The sequence below is a fragment of the Pelagimonas phthalicica genome (genome assembly GCF_004364805.1).
GTDB lineage: Bacteria > Pseudomonadota > Alphaproteobacteria > Rhodobacterales > Rhodobacteraceae > Pelagimonas > Pelagimonas phthalicica.
Window position 1 is genome coordinate 1,225,309 of the sequence record NZ_SOAP01000001.1, and the last position, 17,788, is coordinate 1,243,096.

15 protein-coding genes and 1 pseudogene are annotated in these 17,788 nt (G+C 58.1%); 5 read left to right on the plus strand and 11 right to left on the minus strand.

Annotated features, from left to right (window positions below):
- Positions 1-17: 17 nt before the first annotated feature.
- Positions 18-1,193, minus strand: coding sequence for a hypothetical protein (locus CLV87_RS06110; protein ID WP_099242773.1), 1,176 nt, complete (start codon positions 1,191-1,193; stop codon positions 18-20).
- A gap of 114 nt (positions 1,194-1,307) precedes the next feature.
- Between CLV87_RS06110 and CLV87_RS24260 the strand changes: the two genes are divergently transcribed.
- Both CLV87_RS24260 and CLV87_RS24345 read left to right on the plus strand, forming a co-directional pair.
- On the plus strand, positions 1,308-1,643 hold the full coding sequence (locus CLV87_RS24260; RefSeq protein WP_099242771.1) for a class I SAM-dependent methyltransferase: 336 nt from the start codon (positions 1,308-1,310) through the stop codon (positions 1,641-1,643).
- Positions 1,644-1,686: 43 nt separating this feature from the next.
- Positions 1,687-1,946: pseudogene (locus CLV87_RS24345) on the plus strand (hypothetical protein).
- A gap of 116 nt (positions 1,947-2,062) precedes the next feature.
- Here CLV87_RS24345 and CLV87_RS06130 read toward each other — a convergent pair.
- The 6 genes from CLV87_RS06130 to CLV87_RS06155 all read right to left on the minus strand — a co-directional run bounded on the left by CLV87_RS06130 (position 2,063) and on the right by CLV87_RS06155 (position 11,803).
- A complete protein-coding gene (locus CLV87_RS06130) occupies positions 2,063-2,899 on the minus strand; it encodes a hypothetical protein (RefSeq protein ID WP_133840705.1) in 837 nt (278 codons plus the stop codon).
- Positions 2,900-2,910: 11 nt separating this feature from the next.
- Positions 2,911-3,645 carry a monofunctional biosynthetic peptidoglycan transglycosylase gene (gene mtgA / locus CLV87_RS06135; protein ID WP_099242767.1) on the minus strand — a complete coding sequence of 245 codons (735 nt, stop codon included), beginning with the start codon at positions 3,643-3,645 and terminating at the stop codon, positions 2,911-2,913.
- A gap of 290 nt (positions 3,646-3,935) precedes the next feature.
- Positions 3,936-4,508 carry a hypothetical protein gene (locus CLV87_RS06140; RefSeq protein ID WP_133840706.1) on the minus strand — a complete coding sequence of 191 codons (573 nt, stop codon included), beginning with the start codon at positions 4,506-4,508 and terminating at the stop codon, positions 3,936-3,938.
- A gap of 303 nt (positions 4,509-4,811) precedes the next feature.
- The gene (gene gltB / locus CLV87_RS06145; protein WP_099242763.1) at positions 4,812-9,347 is read right to left on the minus strand and encodes a glutamate synthase large subunit; all 4,536 of its coding nucleotides are present in this window, start codon (positions 9,345-9,347) and stop codon (positions 4,812-4,814) included.
- Between the two features lie 337 nt (positions 9,348-9,684).
- Complete coding sequence (locus CLV87_RS06150) at positions 9,685-10,122, minus strand: GFA family protein (protein WP_235871855.1); 438 nt, start codon at positions 10,120-10,122, stop codon at positions 9,685-9,687.
- 244 nt (positions 10,123-10,366) lie between these two features.
- Complete coding sequence (locus CLV87_RS06155) at positions 10,367-11,803, minus strand: NAD(P)-dependent oxidoreductase (protein ID WP_099242759.1); 1,437 nt, start codon at positions 11,801-11,803, stop codon at positions 10,367-10,369.
- Positions 11,804-12,027: 224 nt separating this feature from the next.
- On the opposite strand from CLV87_RS06155, the gene CLV87_RS06160 reads away from it, so the two are divergent.
- Positions 12,028-12,831, plus strand: a complete 804-nt coding sequence (locus tag CLV87_RS06160) for an undecaprenyl-diphosphate phosphatase (RefSeq protein WP_099242757.1) — start codon at positions 12,028-12,030, stop codon at positions 12,829-12,831.
- A gap of 85 nt (positions 12,832-12,916) precedes the next feature.
- Here the strand turns inward: CLV87_RS06160 and rlmH are convergent, their stop codons facing one another.
- From rlmH to CLV87_RS06175, 3 genes are all read right to left on the minus strand, one after another.
- Positions 12,917-13,387: a 23S rRNA (pseudouridine(1915)-N(3))-methyltransferase RlmH gene (gene rlmH, locus CLV87_RS06165; protein ID WP_099242755.1), complete on the minus strand. Its 471-nt coding sequence runs from the start codon at positions 13,385-13,387 to the stop codon at positions 12,917-12,919.
- Positions 13,388-13,762, minus strand: a complete 375-nt coding sequence (rsfS, locus tag CLV87_RS06170) for a ribosome silencing factor (RefSeq protein WP_099244683.1) — start codon at positions 13,760-13,762, stop codon at positions 13,388-13,390.
- A gap of 153 nt (positions 13,763-13,915) precedes the next feature.
- Positions 13,916-14,410, minus strand: coding sequence for a hypothetical protein (locus CLV87_RS06175; RefSeq protein ID WP_099242753.1), 495 nt, complete (start codon positions 14,408-14,410; stop codon positions 13,916-13,918).
- A 122-nt stretch (positions 14,411-14,532) separates the two neighbouring features.
- On the opposite strand from CLV87_RS06175, the gene CLV87_RS06180 reads away from it, so the two are divergent.
- Both CLV87_RS06180 and CLV87_RS06185 read left to right on the plus strand, forming a co-directional pair.
- Positions 14,533-15,072, plus strand: a complete 540-nt coding sequence (locus CLV87_RS06180; protein WP_099242751.1) for a DUF2975 domain-containing protein — start codon at positions 14,533-14,535, stop codon at positions 15,070-15,072.
- Positions 15,072-15,290 carry a helix-turn-helix domain-containing protein gene (locus CLV87_RS06185; protein WP_099242749.1) on the plus strand — a complete coding sequence of 73 codons (219 nt, stop codon included), beginning with the start codon at positions 15,072-15,074 and terminating at the stop codon, positions 15,288-15,290. Before CLV87_RS06180 ends, CLV87_RS06185 begins: the two co-directional genes overlap by 1 nt.
- Before the next feature lie 68 nt (positions 15,291-15,358).
- Here the strand turns inward: CLV87_RS06185 and CLV87_RS06190 are convergent, their stop codons facing one another.
- Positions 15,359-17,701, minus strand: a complete 2,343-nt coding sequence (locus CLV87_RS06190) for an aldehyde dehydrogenase family protein (protein ID WP_099242747.1) — start codon at positions 17,699-17,701, stop codon at positions 15,359-15,361.
- Positions 17,702-17,788 lie beyond the last annotated feature (87 nt).

Consider the following 17,788-nt stretch of genomic DNA (forward strand, 5'->3'; position numbering starts at 1 on the left):
GAGAACCCGCCGCTCACCTAAAATGTTTGCCGCAAAGCTCTCCAGGCTCGCTCTAACTTCAAATCTATGTGGTTGTAAACTTCTCGCGCAGGAGGTCGAAGCGCGTCAGGTTGCATTCCCTCTTCCCCGATCTGTATGGCCTCGTACAAAATCTTCTTACTGTCGTTGCTGAGCGTATCATTTTGGGGCCAATCGAAACACTCAGTGGCATCCCATTTGGTGCGTATTTCCTTCTCTGAACTCATGCACAAAGCCAAAGCCTTATCATTGGTCACAAAAACCCTAGGCCCCTCAACTTTGTGCAAACGATTCATACTGGATGCGTATTCCGAAGCAAAATAACAGTCGCGGGCAGCATTCAGAACACCTGTCGCCGCCTTCTCAAAAGAACGCGAGTGAATTGATTTCAACATCGAACGTCGCGCCACCCCAAAATCTGAGCACACTCCAGAGAAATACAAGCAAAAGTATCGAATACTGCCAAATGCAAATGCCCCTTCCTCGTTAACCTTCTGCACCCACCTCTCAAGGCGGAGCTGCATTGTCAAATCTGGTAGCTTTCGTTCGATCTCAGCCGCATAAAGGCATGACAATAATTCAGCTTTAGCTTTAGAGTTTTCAGCAATCCACTTAACGTCCGATAACTCCAACCGTTTAGCCGACTTTCGCGGCCTGAACCGTGCAACTTGTTCGGTCACCAAATTCAGCAATATCTCGTCTGGGTCGCAGTTCAAACCGTAGTATTCAAAGGCTGTCAAAGCCCGACGCGTCAGCTTTGTGTCACTGGCAATACCTGAGTAGAACTCAGCAAGAGCAAATCCTGGGCCAAGTTTGGCGTTACAAAATGAGCTTAGAAGGCAAACAGCCAAAAATTCGAGTTCGGCCTTGTCAATTGCTGTTCCATCATGCTTTTCAAACAGGTCCAGAGATCGGCGTAAATAGTTAGCATCTAAACTAATCGAAACGGTCGCGCCATTGAGTTGTTGCTCCAGACGTGCCCTCGCTGGATTAAGCGCTGCATCCAGAACTTCGCAAAAGCCTGGGCCGTCACGTAGATGCTCAAATGAGCCATCACAGAACAAACCACCCGCAATTCGAAGTAGTTCTACAGCTTTTCGATAAGCTTCGTTTTCAACTCCTTCAAAACGTAGAAAGCCTGCCCCCCGATTGGGATCCTCGACAAGAAAAACCACTTAGACCTCCCGACCTACAAAGACTTGTTTTCAAAGATTGCCATCTTGACTTGACCTAAACCAGCCTTCAAGTTCTATCACCCCAAACGTCCCCCATGACGTAAGGAACACATCATGCAAGAATCCTTTTGGCAGGCGCGCTGGTCCGAAGGGCGGATCGGCTTTCACGAACCCGCCGCCAATCCCCTGCTCACCCGCTTTCTGCCCCAGCTCAATCTCAGCCCGGCGGATCATGTCTTTGTCCCGCTCTGCGGCAAAAGCTTTGATCTCGATTGGCTCCTGTCCCAGGGCCTGCGTGTCACCGGCATCGAGTTCAACCAAGCGGCGGTGGAAGAGGTGTTTGACCGCCTGTCACTGTCCCCCCAAATCACCAAAACCGGCGCTTTGACCCGCTACCGGGCGGGCGATCTGACCCTTTATTGCGGTGATGCCTTTGCGCTGACAGCCTAATGACTTAGGCCCCGTCACTGCCATCTATGACCGCGCTGCTCTTGTGGCCCTGCCACCCGAAACCCGCCCCTCTATGCCGCGCATCTGATCAAGATCACCCAATCCGCTCCGCAGCTGCTGATCGGGTTCGACTATGACCAGACCCTGACCGACGGCCCGCCCTTTTCCACCCCTCAGGATGAAATCTCGCAGCACTACGCGGACAGGTATGCGATCACCGAGCTTTTGTCCCAACCCATCACCGGCCCGCTCGGCACCCGCACCCAAGGCATGGAACAAGCCTGGCTCTTAACCCCGACCTAACCCCAAGCGCCCCCAAATTCCGTCAACGGAATTTGCAAAATCCATCGATGGATTTTGTCACCGCTCGCCGCACGCAACCGCGTCACATGACAAACAGCACTCCAGGTGAGGGGGCGTCACCCAACCGAGCTCGGCACAGGTGTCATTCCCCGACCTCTTGGGTACAGGAAGTCCCCCCAATCGGGGTTACTTTCATAAAGATACCGAAACCCCGCGACAAGCGGCGCGCGCATTCGTTCCGGCATCTGCAAGATATACTCCGCCTGCAGCTTCCAGCGGAACGCAGCATTGTCACAATCATCCCCGGACCGAACCGCATCCAGCAAAACAATCGCCAGACAGGGCGCATGCCCAAACTGACCCGGCACATGTGAAACCAGCTCAACCACTTCCGCAGGATGCCTGCGATCACTCGGATCAGGATAGACCATATCCGTCCCCGCCAGCATCTTTTGCAAACCCGCCTTATGGATCTCGACATCCCCGCCGTACTCCGCCCGCGCCACGGCCTCCACCCCCGCCGCACTCAGCGATTTCGCCAGCGGGATCAACAGCGCCTCAACCTCAGCCAGGCTCCGGCTCAGCATCAATTCCCGCTTAGGTTCTGGCTCAAATCTTTGATGCGAAAAGCGTTGTAACCACGCCACCGCCTGCAAAAGAGCCACACGCATCTCTGGCGCGGCCTGCTCGTAAATCCTGTGATTGTCTTCCCAGAGCCAAGCCAGATCCTGCACCGCCTCCACGCCCAGAACCGCCCCCTCAAACAAGGTCAGGCTTGCCTCCAAACAAGCCCCTGCATCCTCTTCCCCCGCAATGGCCGCCAACCAGATCTCGTCCGTGATCGCATCCTGCCAGGCCCGCCGGGCCTCTTCCTGCGGCAAAACATCAACCGCTTTGCCGCCAGCCGCCGCCAAATCCGCCAATACCTGACACTTGCGAAACTCAGACCACACGGACGAACCCCTTATTCAAAACACTTGGCGCGCCCGTCCCGCTTGATCGTCGCCGCCCCATCCTGAATGACCCGCGCCCGCTTGCTGACAAAGCTGGACGGGCGCGAGGCGCTGCGTTTCTTCGGGCTTGGCAACACCGCGGCCAACAGAGCCGCCTGCCGCGCGCTCAGCTTATCCGGGGCCACACCAAAATAATGCTGCGCTGCCGCCTCAATGCCAAAAACGCCCGTGTCGAATTCGGCCACGTTCAGATAGACCTCAAGGATACGCCGCTTGGTCCAGACCGCCTCAACGATCGGAGTCATAACCCCTTCCATCGCCTTGCGGATATAGCTGCGCTCCTGCCAGAAATAGACGTTCTTGACGACCTGCTGCGAAATCGTGCTGCCACCGCGCGCACCGCCATCAGCAATCGCCGCGCGGATCGCCCCCATGTCAAAGCCCCAATGGGTGCAGAAATTCGCATCCTCCGCCGCCACAACGCTGCGCAGCATCACTGGCGCAACCTCGTCAACATCCACCCAGTGCTGATCAACCGCGCCCAATCGGCGCTCTTCTGACCACATCGTATGGGTCGTGGGCGGGTTCAGCCCGGCATAAATCACCACCGCCAATACCATAAGCCCCATAGCAATCGCTCCTGCCCAAAACAGCTTGCGCAGCAGCCAGCGCAACGGGCGAAACCCCGGCTTGCTGTCTTTCTTCTTGCTGCGCGTCTTTTTCTTGCGTGTCGTCTTGGCGGCCATGATCCTGTCCTATACTGCCGCCCCGTCTTGTTCAAACCTGGCTTGTTCAAATCCCACCAGTACAGGACACCCCACAGACACGGGGCGTCCTCTCCCGAACAAATCAATCAGGGGCGTTCGGGCACGTGCACTGGGACACACCAAAATCACTCTCAAATCCCATTTCAGGAATGCGTTAACCATGCCAAAGAACTATGCCGGTGCCACGAAAACAATATGTCAAAACTGAGGTAATTTCCCTAGGGTGTCAGGCCTCGCCCCCGGCCAACAGCAAAGACTGGTAAACCTCGCTATTCTTTTAAGCTGGCCAAATCAAAACTCCATCGAACGCCCCAAAAGAACCTTCCATTCTCATAAGACAGGTTTCTTAACCGCTGGTAATACCAGCTGGTCTCCGTTGGCTCCGAAGAAAACACAGGTTCGCGATGCAATTCCACATCACCTTCTGACAGGACAAAAGACGCCCGGAACCGGTCCGGCGACATCCTCGCGTCGAATCTGCCTGTCAGGCCCAAACCCCTTGGGGATCTCTTGGCAAGAGTCCAAATGTTTTCACAACCGTTATCAAGAAAATCCTTGGCGACGTTATTGATCCGCTCTCTGGGAAACCTGGATTGCGCTTCGAGTTTAACAAGGCCTTCATCCAATAACTCCGCTAGAAAATAATAGAACTCAGGTGATGCCATGTCATCGGCAAGATAGCTTTCAGCATCCTTCAAGCGCACAGGAATATCAGCAACCTGCCATCCATTCGCTTGGTATATGTCTGGCATTGGCGTGTGATGCATCGCAATCAAAAGACTGCTGGGCGCGATCCGTTCCAGCTCTGGGGCTGAGAAGTTTCTATAGATGTAATTGCACATCGTCCTTGACCGGGTGAAAAATTTCCCGGCCCAACCGGGGGCGTTTGTCGACGCTCGAAGCGCATCAAATCCGATGTTCCGCAACCTCAAAGTCATGTCGGAAAACCACCGCCTCCGTTTCACCTTCTAAGAACCAAGAATACCCTAGGGACGGGCCCTAACGCCGTCAATTCAGGTCAGAACTGGCCTCCCCCAAAAACCAAAAAGCCCCACCAACCGGCGGGGCCTCTCGTTTTGCGCTTATGGGACGGTGGGCGGGGCGCCTTTCAGCTTGCTGAAACAGCGCCGCACCCGGACCGAAAATCACTCCGCCGGCACAGCCAGCTGATCCTCGATCCCCAGCGGGTGCTTGATCTTGTCCAGCATCTCTTTCGGGCAGACCTGTACGAAATTCGCCTTTTCCAGATCCCAGTTCTGCAGGATATCTTCGCCTTTGCGCGACCGGGTCTCGGCCACATGGCGTTCGATCAAGCCTTTCAGCTGCGCTTCCCATTCCGGGGTGCTCACCGGGCAGGTCACCAGGCTCTCCATATTCATCAGATCAGCCACCTGACCCTCCGGATCATAGAGATAGGCCATGCCACCGGTCATACCCGCGCCAAAGTTCGCGCCAATCGAGCCCAGGATCACCGCAACCCCACCGGTCATGTATTCACACCCGTTGGACCCACAGCCCTCAACCACCACAGAGGCACCCGAGTTGCGCACCGCAAAACGTTCACCGGCACGGCCCGCTGCGAAGAGATAACCATCGGTCGCACCATACAGAACAGTGTTACCGATAATGGTGTTCTCTGCGGCCACCAGCGGCGAAACCAGCGGTGGGCGCACCACAATTGTGCCGCCCGACAGGCCCTTGCCGACATAGTCATTGGCATCACCGGACACTTCGATCTTCAGCCCCGGCGCCGCAAAGGCCCCCAGCGACTGACCCGCCGAGCCGGTCAGCTTCACATGCAGGTGATCCGGCTGCAGCGCGTTGCGCATGCCAAATTTCTGCACGATATGGCTCGAGGTGCGGGTGCCCACGGTGCGGTGCGTGTTCATCACCGCATAAGACAGCTGCATCTTCTCGCCATCCTCAAGGAAGCGCGCCGCATCCCGCACGATCTCTGCATCCAGCGTATCGGGCACCTCGTTCCGACCGCGATCCCGGTCATAAACGATGTCATCCGAGCCATCGACACGGATCAACAGCGGGTTGAGGTCAAGATCATCCAGATGCTCGGACCCGCGCGAGACCTGAGACAGCAGATCAGCACGGCCAATCACCTCATCCAGAGTCTTGGCCCCAATCTCGGCCAAGATCTCACGCACTTCCTGCGCGTAGAAGGTGATCAGGTTCACAACCTTATCGGCATTGCCGGTGAACTTGTCGCGCAGGGCTTCGTCCTGCGTACAAACCCCAACCGGGCAGGTGTTGCTCTGACACTGGCGCACCATGATACAGCCCATCGCGATCAGCGCCGCGGTGCCGATGCCATATTCCTCGGCCCCCAGCATCGCCGCCATGACAATGTCACGACCGGTGCGCAAACCACCATCGGTCCGCAGGGTCACGCGATCACGCAGCTTGTTCATCGCCAGAACCTGATGCGCCTCGGTCAGACCCATCTCCCATGGCAGACCCGCATGTTTGATCGAAGTTGCCGGGCTCGCACCCGTACCACCATTGTGCCCCGAAATCAGGATCACATCGGCTTCGGCCTTGGCCACACCGGCGGCAATCGTGCCAACACCAGACGAGGCCACAAGCTTCACAGTCACCTTACAACGCGGGTTGATCTGCTTGAGGTCATAGATCAGCTGCGCCAGATCCTCGATCGAGTAAATATCGTGGTGCGGCGGCGGCGAAATCAGGGTCACGCCCTTGGTCGAATGACGCAGACGCGCAATCAGGTCGGTGACCTTCATGCCCGGCAGCTGGCCACCCTCACCAGGCTTCGCGCCCTGCGCAACCTTGATCTCCAGCTCTTCGCAATGGTTCAGGTATTCGGCGGTCACACCAAAGCGCCCCGAAGCCACCTGCTTGATCTTGGCGCTTGGGTTGTCGCCATTCGGCTCCGGCACGAAATGTGCGGGATCTTCACCACCCTCACCACTGTCAGACTTGGCACCAATCCGGTTCATCGCCACGTTCAGGGTCTTATGCGCCTCAGGGCTCAGCGCCCCCAAGCTCATGCCCGGCGTCACAAAGCGTTTACGAATCGAAGTGATGCTTTCCACCTCTTCAATCGGGATCGCCTTGCCCAGCGGTTTGATCGCCAGCAGGTCGCGCAGATGGATCGGCGGGTTGGCCTGCATGGCTTTGGAATAGGTCTTCCACAGCTCATAGCTGGCGCGATCACAGGCCGATTGCATGAGGTGCATGGTCTGCGCACCCCAGGCATGGGTCTCGCCGCTCTTACGGGCCTTGTAGAAGCCCCCGATTGGCAACACATCCTGTCCATTTGCAAAGCCCAGCGCGTGGATCTCTTCGGCCTTTTTCTGCAAACCGTTGAGACCAATACCGGAAATACGGCTGATCATGCCCGGGAAGAATTCGGCGCACATGGCACGGCTGAGGCCCACGGCCTCAAAGTTCAACCCGCCACGATAAGACGAGATCACCGAGATCCCCATCTTGGACATGATTTTCAGCAGGCCCTGATCGATGGCTTCACGATATTTGCCCACCGCCTCGGTCAGCGACATATCCAGCAGCCCGCGATTGATGCGGTCGGCCAGGCTGTCTTCGGCCAGATAGGCGTTGACCACGGTCGCACCCGAGCCGATCAGCACGGCAAAGTAATGCGGATCAATACATTCCGCTGCGCGCACATTGAGCGAGCAGAAGGTCCGCAAACCCTTGCGGGTCAGATGACTATGCACCGCGCTGGTCGCCAGAATCATTGGCATCGCGACCATGTCACCGCTGACATTCTCGTCGGTCAGGATGATATGCCCCGCGCCGGAGCGCACAGCGTCTTCCGCCTCGGACCGGATCCGATCCAGCCCCTCACGCAGCGCGCCTTCACCTGCGGCAAAGGTACAATCGATGGTCACGCAGGGCGAGTTAAAGTGCTTTTTCAGCTCTTCAAACTGGGCATTGCCCACAAAAGGCGTATCCAGCACCAGGATCTCAGTCTGCGCGCTGCTCTCATCCAGCACGTTTTTCAGGTTCCCGAACCGGGTCTTCAGGCTCATCACCCGATATTCGCGCAAGCTGTCAATCGGCGGGTTGGTCACCTGGCTAAAGTTCTGACGGAAGTAATGGCTCAGCGGGCGATACTTCTTGGACAGAACCGCGCTCGGAGTGTCATCCCCCATCGAGGCCAGCGTCTCTTTGCCATCCTCGGCCATCGGCGCAAGGATCTGTTCCAGCTCTTCCACACTGTAACCGGCAGCAATCTGACGGGTGCGCAGCTCGGCCCCCTCAAACAGCGCCTTCTCCGTCACCGCAGCCAAAGGCCCATCCAGCTCGGTGATCTTGGACACCCAGTCGCCAAAGGGCTGGCTCGCCGCCAGTTTGTCTTTGATTTCAACGTCGTGATACAGCTTGCCCTCAGCCATATCCACGGCAATCATCTGCCCCGGACCAAGCGCACCCTTTTCCCGTACGGTCGCCTCATCCGACGGCACCATCCCGGTTTCCGACCCCGCAATCAGCATCCCGTCGCCGGTCACAACATAGCGCATCGGGCGCAAGCCGTTGCGGTCCAGGCCGCCACATACCCAGCGCCCATCAGTCATCGCCAGCGCGGCGGGGCCATCCCAGGGTTCCATCACACCGTTGCAATAGGAATACATGTCCCGCCAGGCCTGCGGCAATTCCACCGCCTGCTTGGACCAGCTTTCCGGCACCAGCATGGTTTTCGCCATCGGCGCAGAGCGCCCGGCCCGCACCAGCACCTCAAACACACCATCCAATGCCGCCGAATCCGACGCCCCATTGGAAATGATCGGCTTGATATCCTCAGCATGATCCCCGAACGACGCGCTCGCCATCCGAATCTCGTGCGATTTCATCCAGTTGACATTGCCCTTGAGCGTGTTGATCTCACCGTTATGGGCCAACATGCGGAAAGGCTGCGCGAGCCACCATTGCGGGAAAGTATTGGTCGAATACCGCTGGTGATAGATCGCGAACGAGCTTTCAAAACGCTCATCCTGCAGGTCCGGGTAAAACTCCGCCACCTGCTCCGCCAGCATCATCCCCTTATAGATAATCGAGCGGCAGGACAGCGAGGCAATATACAGTTCCGGCACAGCCGCCGCCGCCGCCGCCTTTTCGATCCGACGACGGATCACATAAAGCTCGCGCTCAAACTGCTCTTCATCCACACCCTTGGAATTCGAGATCAGGATCTGCTCAATCTCAGGGCGGGTCGCGTTGGCTTTCTCACCCAGGCAGGCGACATTCACCGGCACATGGCGCCAGCCGTAAATGTAATAGCCCATGCGCAGCACTTCGGACTCAACGATGGTCCGGCAGGTCTCCTGCGCGCCATGATCCGTGCGCGGCAGGAACACCTGACCAACCGCAATCAGCTCATCCTTGCGCGGCTTGTGGCCTGTGCGCTCAACCTGATCGTAAAAGAAGGATACAGGGATCTGCACATGAATGCCCGCCCCGTCACCGGTCTTGCCATCCGCATCCACCGCGCCGCGGTGCCAGATCGCCTTGAGCGCGGTGATCCCCGCCTCAACAACCTTCCGGCTCGGTTTGCCGTCCAGAGAAACCGCAAGCCCCACCCCACAAGAGGAATGCTCTTCGCTCTCGTGATAAAGCCCATTCTCGGCCATCCACTTGCGCTTGGCCTCTTCGGCTCTGACCCAGTCCGCGTCATATTTGGTCATGGCTTCACCTCTTCATTTTGGCCGCTCCAGCGACCCGATTTCCAACTGGCCAATGTTTCTTCTTGGCCAAAATACTCCGGGGAGCGCGAGGGGCAGCGCCCCTCGTTCCCGATCTCTCAAACTTGCGTGACAGCCGCTTTTGCCCGGCCCTGCCCGCAAACCCATCGCCCGGCCTCAAGGCCGGGCCGCGCCCGACCCTCCCCCCGGGAGGGCGCATTCTCGCCGACACAAGTCACATAACCTATGCCCATGCCCAAACCTTCACTCATCTCATCCAGGGCAGCGATGCTTTTCCAGTCTCGGGCCCAGGCTCGGGCGCGTCCCTCTTCGAACATCATCACCCGTCCCCCAAAACCGAAAACTTCGCCACACAATCCGCCCGGGTCAGCAGCTTGCGCCCCTCTCCGGCATAGGAAAAACTGTCGGGCTTGTGGTCGATATAGATCTCGTTATCCATCTCGAACCCGTTCGGATCGTCAAAGACACCAATCGGGAATTCGATATTGCCCGACCAAACGCCCTCTTGCGTCACCCGGAAAAACATCCCGGTTCCGCATTGATCGCAAAAGCCGCGCTCGGCCCAGTGGCTGGAGGTGATGCGCTTGAGATGGGTTTCATCTTCCCAGGCAACGCTTTCCTCGGGCACGGTCACGCCCAACAGGGCGGAACCAGTCCAGCGGCGGCACATCTCGCAATGGCAGGCCCCGAAATGCGACGGGACATCACGCGCCGTGAAACGAACTGCGCCGCACATGCATCCTCCCGTCTTTTCCATCGCCTTCATCCTTTGCTAAGATCTGGCCCCTCTTGGGTCAGCCCACCTGCCTTATTAAGCTTTCCTAACGCCCGCCGCGCCGACTTGCTGGCATGGGGGGCAATCTCTCCCAAACGGGCCGGGTTTTGTACATATTGCCTATCCGGCATATGTTAGGCCCGATTTTGCCTGGTTTTGGCCTGGGCAATCTCCCCAAAATTCCGGGGGTTTTGTACAGATTGCCCGCCCATTTTTCGCCCGAGGCTTACTCGGCAGCGACCGCGGCTTTGGCGTTAAGATCACTTAACAGAGCCTCGGCGCAGTCACGCCCGTCGCGGATCGCCCAGACCACAAGGCTGGCACCGCGCACGATGTCACCCACCGCATAGACGCCCGGCATCGCCGTGCGGCCCGTGGTGAATTCGGCCTTGATCGTGCCCCAACGGGTCACTTCCAACTCGGGCTGATCCCAAAGTGTCGGCAGCTCTTCCGGCTCAAAACCCAGGGCCTTGATGACCAGATCGGCGGGTTCATCATATTCAGAACCTTCAATAACTTCAGGGCTTTGGCGGCCCGAGGCATCCGGGGCCCCAAGGCGCATCTTGTCCACGATCACCGCCTCAACAGTGTCGCCCTTAAAGCCCTTTGGCGCTGTCAGCCATTCAAAGACCACGCCTTCTTCCTCGGCATTCTTGGTCTCACGCTGGCTGCCTGGCATATTGGCGCGGTCACGACGGTACAGACATTTGACGCTCTCGGCGCCCTGACGGATGGCCGTGCGCACACAGTCCATCGCCGTGTCGCCCCCGCCAATCACCACAACCTTTTTACCGGCTGCATTCAGCTCACCGCTCTCATATTCCGCAACCGTGTCACCGAAATTTGCCACGCGATTAGAAGCAGTTAGATAGTCGATCGCCTTGACGATCCCCTTGGCGCCGGCACCCGGCCCGCCCAGATCGCGGCTCTTGTAAACGCCGGTCGCGACGATGATCGCGTCATGCTTTTCGCGCAGCTCAGCAAAGGTGACATCCTTGCCAATCTCGCAATTCATCACAAAATTCACACCGGCCTGTGCCAGCTGATCATTGCGACGCATGACCACGTCTTTTTCCAGCTTGAAGCCCGGAATGCCATAGGTCAGCAAGCCGCCCGCACGGTCATAACGGTCATAAACCGTGACCTGCACACCGGCACGGCGCAGCATGTCAGCAGCGGCCAGACCACCGGGGCCCGCGCCGATAATGCCGACGCTTTCAGGGCGCTCCTGCGCCGGGGTGATCGGCTTGACCCAACCATTTTCCCAAGCAGTATCAGTGATATACTTCTCAACCGCCCCAATGGTGACAGTCTCATGCCCGGATTGCTCGATCACGCAATTGCCTTCGCACAAACGGTCCTGCGGGCAGATACGACCGCAGATTTCCGGAAAGGTGTTGGTGGCCTGGCTCACCTGGTACGCCTCTTCAAGGCGGCCAGTCGCGGTCAGGTTCAGCCAATCCGGGATGTTGTTATGCAGCGGGCAGTGGTTCTGGCAATAAGGCACACCACACTGGCTGCAACGGCTCGCCTGCTCAGCAGCTTTGGCGGCAGCAAACTCTGCATAAATCTCGTCGAAATCTTTGCTCCGCACCGTCGCATCACGCTTCTCCGGCATGTCACGATCAACGGTCACAAATTTTAGCATCGGCTGCTTGGCCATGGGCAGTGCCTCTTTCTCGAAAGAACTTGGGTCAGGTCTCATTATAGAAGGGCGGGCAGGAATAAAAGTCAATTATGCTGACCTAAATTCACTTTTTTCACCCTCCACCATCAAAAATTGTAACGAATTTTCGAATTTTAGGTCCACTTCGGATTTACTTTAAAGCTTTCCTCAAAATTCCAATAGGTTATACAGACAGACAGCCCAGCCAACAAGATCGCCACATGACCTATACCTATCTGCTTATTTTGGCTTTGATCCAAGGGATTACCGAGTTTTTGCCGATTTCCTCGTCAGGTCACCTGATTCTGGCGTCACAACTCTCGGGCCAGCCAGACCAGGGCCTGGCCATTGATGTGGCTGTTCATGTCGGCACATTGCTCGCGGTGATTCTGTATTTTTGGCAGGATTGCAAAAGCGTCCTGACAGGGCTACCCCGCCTACTGACCGGCCGCATCGATACCCCCGGAAGCCGCCTCGCCTTTCTGTTGGTGATCGCAACCATCCCCGTCATCATCGCCGGTTTAATCCTGAAACTCACCGGACTCAGCGACATGATGCGCTCCACCGCGGTGATCGGCTGGTCGATGCTTGGTTTTGGACTTGTGCTCTATTGGGCGGATCAGACCAGCGCAGCCGACAAGGTAGAAACTGATTGGTCCCTGCGCGACGCTATCACCATGGGGCTGTGGCAAGCGCTCGCCCTGATCCCCGGCACATCACGCTCGGGCATCACCATCACTGGTGCGCTCAAGCTCGGCTATGCCCGCCACGACGCGGCCAAGCTCTCCATGTTGATGTCGATCCCTACCATCATCGCCTCGGGCACTTTACTGGGCCTCGACCTCGCCTCGTCAGCCAACGCACAACTCGCTCGCGATGGGGCCATCGCCGCCGCCATGGCTTTTGTCTCTGCCCTTGCAGCGCTGGCCATCATGATGCGCCTGCTGCGCAGCGTCAGCTTTACGCCCTACGTGATCTACCGCGTCATCTTCGGCGCACTGCTACTCTACATTGCTTATAGCTAACGCAACCCAGGTCCCTTTCAGGTCTTCTTTGGGCTAAAAATATCCCGGGGGTTTGGGGGCTGGCCCCCAATCTGACTGCGCGTCTTTAGACCCGGTGATACGGGCTCCCGCCCAGAATGCTGGCTGCACGATAAAGCTGTTCCGCCAACATCACCCGCACCAGCATATGCGGCCAGACCATCTTGCCAAAGCTCAACAACCGGTCCGCCTCGGCCCGCAAAGACGGGTCAATCCCATCCGCGCCGCCAATAACAAAGGCCAGATCCTGCGCGCCACCGTCGCGCCATTTCTCCATCCGACCGGCAAAATCGGGCGAACTCATCACCTCGCCGCGCTCATCCAGCGCACAGATGACCGCGCCCTTGGGCAGCACCCGTCGCAGCAAAACCGCCTCGGCCGCCATACCGCCGCCCTTCTTGTCCTCGACCTCATGCACGGAAACCGGGCCGAGCCCATGTGCTCGCCCGGCTTTGTCAAAGCGTGTCAGATAGTCGTCAATAAGCTCGCGCTCCGGCCCCTTGCGCAGCCGGCCCACAACACAAAGATGCACCCGCATTTATGATGCGGACGGGGCGGCACCCTCGCTGATCGGCACCCACATCTTTTCCAACTGATAGAATTCCCGCACTTCGGGGCGGAACAGGTGTACGATCACGTCACCCGCATCAATCAGCACCCAATCGCCGGTTTCCTTGCCCTCAATCGTGGACAGAACACCCAGGCGGTGCTTGAGCTCTTCGACCAGTTTGTCCGACAGCGCCGAAACCTGGCGGGACGAGCGCCCGGAACAGATCACCATAGCATCACAAACAGAAGACTTGCCGCGCAGATCAACCTGCACAACGTCTTCGGCTTTGTTGTCGGAAAGAATTTCAAGGATCGCAGCAAGGATCGCCTCGCTTGTTGCTTCCTTGGTGGGCAGGCCGCTCATTGGTTGGCCCTTTTGCGCGGCATCCGCCGCATTTGCCAGAGATGACAGGACATTGTCCTCCTTTAGGTCACACGCCGCAAAAGCCCCGGCGCCGGGCATGTCACCAAGATAACACTGCAAAAGTGAAATCTCAATGACTGCCCATAAAGGCGCTTAGGGACAGGGTTGCAAGGGGCCTGACCCCTTGTTTTCAATCTCTTCCAGATAACGTGACACGCTGAGCGCCCGCACCAATGGCAGGGCTGTTTGCCCATCCATCACCAGATCGATCGAAATCTCATCATCGGGGTCAGGCCCGCCATTGACCGTGCAAAGCCCGACACTGGCAGACAGGCTGCCGGATGAACCGCCGGGGTTTTGCTGCTTGGCCTGTCGCGCGACAACTTGCAAAGCACGCAATCGCTCAAGATCCCCCTCGGCCACGGCCAGTTCTTGCACGCCGCCCTTGTCGAGGTGCTGCAAGGTGAATTCATTCACTTGCGTCTCCCCATCCAGTGTCATGCTCAAAACCAATTGGCTTGACCCTTGTTTGACATCCAACCCCTCCGGCAGGTTTGCCAAAACCCGATAGAGGGCCGGATCAGTTTCCAGCGGATTGACCTGACTTAACCTGGCCAAAGTCACCGGGTTCACGGTCGAACAAGCCATAAGGGCAAGGCCCCCAAGGGAGGATAGTAAAAGTTTTGAAACCAGACGCACAATATTCTCCTTGTGGAATCATTTTTTATTGTTTTACATTAAATTATGACCCTCATGCAATAGGAGCTGATATGCCCTCCCTCCCAAACCGAACGCGCCGCCTTTCACAAATCTTGAGCCTGGTCAGCCTGTTTGCCCTGGCCGTCCTTTTTCTGACTGGGGCCTTGCTTAGCTTTCAGCCAGACCATCACATGGCGGAACTGGCGCAGGAGATTGGAATAACCGACATGTCCTGGACGCCAAGCCGTCTGGCGGTCACGCTTTGGTCTTTGTCGATTTGGGTCTCTCTTGCCCCGCTCTTCTATGTGTTCTGGCACATGTATCGGCTGTTCAGGGCCTTTGCGGGGGATGCCGCCCTGTCCACACAGGCCAGCACCGCCATTCGCGGGATTGGCGCCGGATTTCTGGTCAAAGCTCTGATGCAGGTTCTCAGCCATACCTGGGAAGTGCTGTTTCTGACCATGGATGCCCCACAGGGCCAGCGCCAGCTCTCTGTTGCTTTTGGGCTGGAGGACCTGATTTTTGCGCTGGCGGGCGGCATGATGCTTGTCATTGGCGTGGTTCTGACCCAAGCCATTGCGATCAAGCAGGAAAACGAGGCGTTTGTCTGATGCAGATCGTGGTGAGATTGGATGTTATGCTGGCACGGCGCAAGATGAAGTCGCGCGAATTGGCCGAGCAGGTGGGCATCACCGAGCAGAACATCAGCTTGCTGAAATCGGGCAAGGTCAAGGGCATCCGCTTTGAGACCCTTGCCCGGATTTGTGAGGTGCTCGACTGCCAGCCCGGTGATTTGCTTGAGGCTCTGCCAGAGGATGCCGCGTTTTAAAAGCAGGGTCGTTGCAGATATTTGGGGCGCTCCCTGCTGTCAGGGTGCGCCCCTCTTTTTTGTAACCGTCACGCGCCGTAAGGCACCCAGACGGTTTTGACCTCGGTCGCCTGATCCAGGAAAGTGCGCCCCTCGCCCGCCTCGCCCATCCAATCGCGCGCGATGCCATGGTTGACCCAGGTGCGTTTTAAATTGCCCGCGCCGCCTTTTTCGACCACCTCGGACAAGTCCGTGGATGAGAAAGACCAGACCGCCTCGACATCCATGTGTGTGGCCAAGGTCGAGGCAAGTTCTGCGTGGGAGCCGGTCAGGATATTGACCACCCCGCCCGGAACATCCGAGGTTTCCAGCACTTGGTAGAAGTCCGTGGCGACCAGCGGGAAGGGTCCGGAGGCAACCAAAACCACGCGGTTGCCCATGGCAATCGCCGGGGCCATGACCGAGATCAGACCAAGCAATGGCAGCTCATCCGGGCACAGCGCACCAATCACACCGCACGCCTCGCGCATGGCCAAAGCCACGCCACGCATGGGGACCGAGCGCACTTGCCCATCAAACTTGTCCGCCCAGGCCGCATAGGTGAACAGGCGATCCACTGCCGCCTCAACCTCGGCTGCACCGGTTTTGCCGCCGGTCAAACGATTGATCTGAGCCGCGAATTCATCGCCACGCGCGGACAGGTTTTCACCGATATAATAAAGCACCTGCGCGCGGTTATGGGCGGTTGCGCCGCTCCAACCTTTGGCAGCGCGGGCGGCCTCGACCGCGTTACGCACATCCTTGCGGTTGGCAATCGGGGCCTGGCCGATCAGTTTGCCGGATTTGTCAAAGATGTTGCGCGCATAGCCGCCATCAGGCCGCGCCTGCTTGCCGCCGATATAGAGCTTGGCGGTACGATCCACCGGCTGAGGCTCGGCATTATCTCCGGGGAACTCGGCAACAGGTTTCAGCGCCTTTCCCTTGCCCTTTGGCTTGGTATAGGCAGCAAGACCCTCCCAACCGCCTTCGCGACCAAAGCCGCTTTCGCGCACACCGCCAAAGCCCGCGGCCGCGTCAAACATATTGGTGCCATTGACCCAGACCACGCCAGCGACCAGTTTGGGCGCGATGTCCAAGGCGACATTGATATTCTCGGACCAGACCGAGGCCGCCAGCCCATAACGCGTGTTATTGGCCAGCATGATTGCCTCGGACGGGGTGCGGAAGGTCGAACTGACCAGCACCGGGCCAAAGATCTCATCCTGCATCAAAGCGGAGGCGGGCGAGAGGCCCGAGACCAGGGTCGGCGGGTAGAAACAGCCGTCAGGCAGGTCACATTTGGCGGTGTAAACCTCGCCCTCGCCGCCATGGGCATCAACCAGTGCCGCGACGCGGTTGCGCTGTTCCGGATCAACGATCGCGCCCACATCAATGCATTTATCCAGCGGATTGCCGATGCGCAGCTTGTCCATGCGTGCGCGGAGCTTGGCGTGGAATGCCTCGGCAATGCCCTCTTGCACCAAGAGCCGCGACCCGGCGCAGCAGACTTGGCCCTGATTGAACCAGATCGCGTCAACCAAACCTTCGACGGCTGAGTCAATATCGGCGTCTTCAAAGACGATGTAAGGCGATTTTCCACCCAGCTCCAGCGTCAGGGATTTGCCGCTGCCAGCGGTGGCTTCGCGGATCTTGCGGCCGACTTCGGTAGAGCCGGTAAAGGCGATCTTGTCGACCTCGGAATTGACGATCATCTCACCAACCGCCCCGTCGCCGGTGACGATATTCACCACGCCCCTGGGCAATCCTGCCTGGCGGCAGATATCAGCAAAACACAGGGCTGTGAGCGAGGTCCATTCCGCCGGTTTCAGCACCACCGTATTGCCCATGGCCAGCGCGGGCGCGACCTTCCAGGCCAGCATCAGCAACGGGAAATTCCACGGGATGATTTGGCCGCAAACACCCAGCGCCTGCGCCTCGGGCAGTTCGGCCTCCATCAGCTGGGCCATGCCCGCGTGATAGTAGAAATGGCGCTGTGCCAGAGGGATGTCGATATCGCGGCTTTCGCGGATCGGCTTGCCATTATCGAGCGTTTCCAGCACGGCCAACAAGCGGGCATGTTTTTGCAACAACCGCGCCAAAGCGTAGAGATAGCGCGCCCGGCCTTTGCCCTCCAGCTTTTCCCAAGCGGGTTGGGCTTTGCGTGCGGCACTAACGGCGGCGTCAATGTCACCTTGGCTGGCCTGGCTCAGCGTCGCGAGCACCTCGCCGGTGGCCGGGTTCTTGCTGTCAAACCCTGCGCCAGGAGCGGTGAAGGCCCCGTCGATGAAATGGCCAAACTTGCCGCCCTGGTCAACGATCCAAGCCAGCGCATCGCCAGAAGCTTCGGGGGCCGGGCCGTAATCCATGGTCTCAAAGATGTCCTTGATGGTCATTTTAGGGTCTCCCGCATCCGGTGATGCGTTTTGAAAGCGTGATTTGGCCACAAAAGGCAGTGCTGCCCCGATGAGGGGCGGGTTGGC